2 protein-coding genes are annotated in these 2,026 nt (G+C 73.1%); one reads left to right on the top strand and one right to left on the bottom strand.

Going from position 1 to position 2,026, the window contains the following annotated elements:
• The first annotated feature begins 84 nt into the window (after positions 1–84).
• Positions 85–1,488: a carotenoid oxygenase family protein gene (locus VN520_RS21350; protein ID WP_325748545.1), complete on the top strand. Its 1,404-nt coding sequence runs from the start codon at positions 85–87 to the stop codon at positions 1,486–1,488.
• A gap of 132 nt (positions 1,489–1,620) precedes the next feature.
• Here the strand turns inward: VN520_RS21350 and VN520_RS21345 are convergent.
• On the bottom strand, positions 1,621–2,026 hold a 406-nt coding region (locus tag VN520_RS21345; protein WP_325748544.1), incomplete at its 5' end, for a helix-turn-helix domain-containing protein.

The raw sequence follows: 2,026 nt of genomic DNA, 5'->3' as shown, positions 1-2,026 counted from the left end.
GCCGATCGCGGTCCTCTGGGCGATGGTGCGGTTCACCGCCACCTATCCCGACCGGGTCTCCGCCGCGCCGGGCGAGGGCTCCCGATGAGCACCGCCACGCCCGTCGAACACCAGGCCGATCCGCACCTGACCGGTGTCTTTGCTCCCGTGGTCGAGGAGGTCGACGTCCCGGACGTGCGGGTCGAGGGGGAGCTGCCCGCGGAGCTGGACGGCGACTACGTCCGCAACGGCCCCAACCCCCGCTTCGCCCCGATCGGCGCCTACGTCTACCCCCTGGACGGCGACGGGATGCTGCACCGGGTGCGGATCGGCGACGGCCGTGCCCGCTACACCAACCGCTTCGTCCGGACCCCCGCCCTCGTCGCCGAGGAGGCCGCCGGTCGGGCCCTCTGGCCGGGGATCACCGGGTTGGGACTGGGCCCTGGCGCCGAGGTCGTCGGACCCGAACTGGCCCACACCACCAAGGACCTGCCCGACATCAACGTGGTCCGCCACCACGGCCGGCTGCTGGCCCTCGCCGAGTCCGCCACTCCCTTCCTCGTCTCCCCGGAGCTGCAGACGCTGGGCCGCGAGACCTTCTGCGGGACGCTGCCCGCCGGGATCACCGCACATCCGAAGATCGACCCCCGGACCGGCGAGATGGTGGCCTTCTGCTACGGCGTCGAGGAGCCGTATCTGACCTGGTCGGTCATCGGCCCGGACGGCGACACCGTCCGGGCGGCCACCCCCATCGAGGAGGTGGACCGTCCCGTGATGATCCACGACATGGCGCTGACCGAGCGCTTCGTGGTCCTCGTCCTCGCGCCGTTCTTCTTCGACATCGCCGGCGCGCTGCGCGGCGGCTCGCCACTGTCCTGGGAGCCGGACCGGGGTACCCGGATCGCCCTCGTCCCGCGCGACGGCAGCCGGGTCCGCTGGTTCCACGAGGAGTCCTTCTGGATGTGGCACACCGCGAACGCCCACGAGCGCGGCGGACGGGTCGTCCTGGACTACGTCCAGTGGACCCTCCCCGGCGGTCTCGTCCGGGGCGCCAGCACCGGTTCACTCAGCCGGCTCGTCCTCGACCTCGCCGCCGGCACCTCGACCCGGACCGTGCTGGCCGATCGCAGCATGGAGTTCCCGCGCATCGACGACCGGGCCCTCACCGCCAGCCACACCGTCGTCGCCGTCTCGCTGCGGACCGCACCCGGCTCCGTCAACGACCCCGACACCCTGGGCTGGTTCGACACGGGGACCGGCGAGCTCGCTGTCTGGGAGTCCCCCGGGCTGGCCCTGGGCGAGCAGGTCTTCGTGCCGCGTCCGGGAGATCCCGACCCCGGCCACGGCTGGTGGATCACCTACGCCACGGACCGTGCCGAACTCACCAGCCGCGTGCTCGTCCTGCCTGCCGCCGACCCGACGGCCGGACCGATCGCCCGCATCCACCTGCCGCAGCGGGTCCCGCTGGGGCTGCACGGGTCATGGCTGCCCGCCGTGGTCCCCACCTGACCAGGCGTCCGCCGATGACCGGCTCACCGGCAGCACCCGGTACGGCGGGGACACCGGGGAGAGCTCCTGTTCCATCCTCTCCATCGAGTGACCGGGCACCGCTGGCCAGGCGCAGCCGCCTCCGCACCGACCTCACGACCGGCTCGACGACGGACCCGCGGAGCCCCTGCGCACGAGCTCACTGAGCTCGTGCCGCGAGGACACCCCGGTCTTGGCGTAGATGTTGGACAGGTGGAACCCCACCGTGCTGCGGGTGATGAACAGGTCCCTGGAGATCTGCGCGTAGCTCATCCCGGATGTCACCAGCGTGAGCACGTCCCGCTCGCGGTCGGTCAGGGCCGGGTAGGCCAGCGCCGGGGCAGGGGCGAGCGGTTGGTCGGCGAGCAGCACGGTCACCCGCTCGACGTACGGGGCGGCCCCGAGGCCGCGATAGACGGCGGCGGCCCGCCGCAGCGAGGTCTGTGCGCCGGCGGTGTCCCCGAGGCGGTGGGCCAGCCGCGCGTGGTCGACCAGCCCGTGCCCGCGGTAGAAGGGCAGC

Origin of the sequence: Streptomyces sp. (genome assembly GCF_035563135.1) — a bacterium.
In the GTDB taxonomy this organism is placed as follows: Bacteria; Actinomycetota; Actinomycetes; order Streptomycetales; family Streptomycetaceae; genus Streptomyces.
Note: the sequence above shows the minus strand (reverse complement) of the source record. Positions and strands in the feature narration are given on the sequence as shown.

Bases quoted from the DNA above. Each gene is read 5' to 3' on its own strand.
- VN520_RS21350 (WP_325748545.1), top strand. From the start codon at position 85: ATGAGCACCGCCACGCCCGTCGAACACCAGGCCGATCCGCACCTGACC.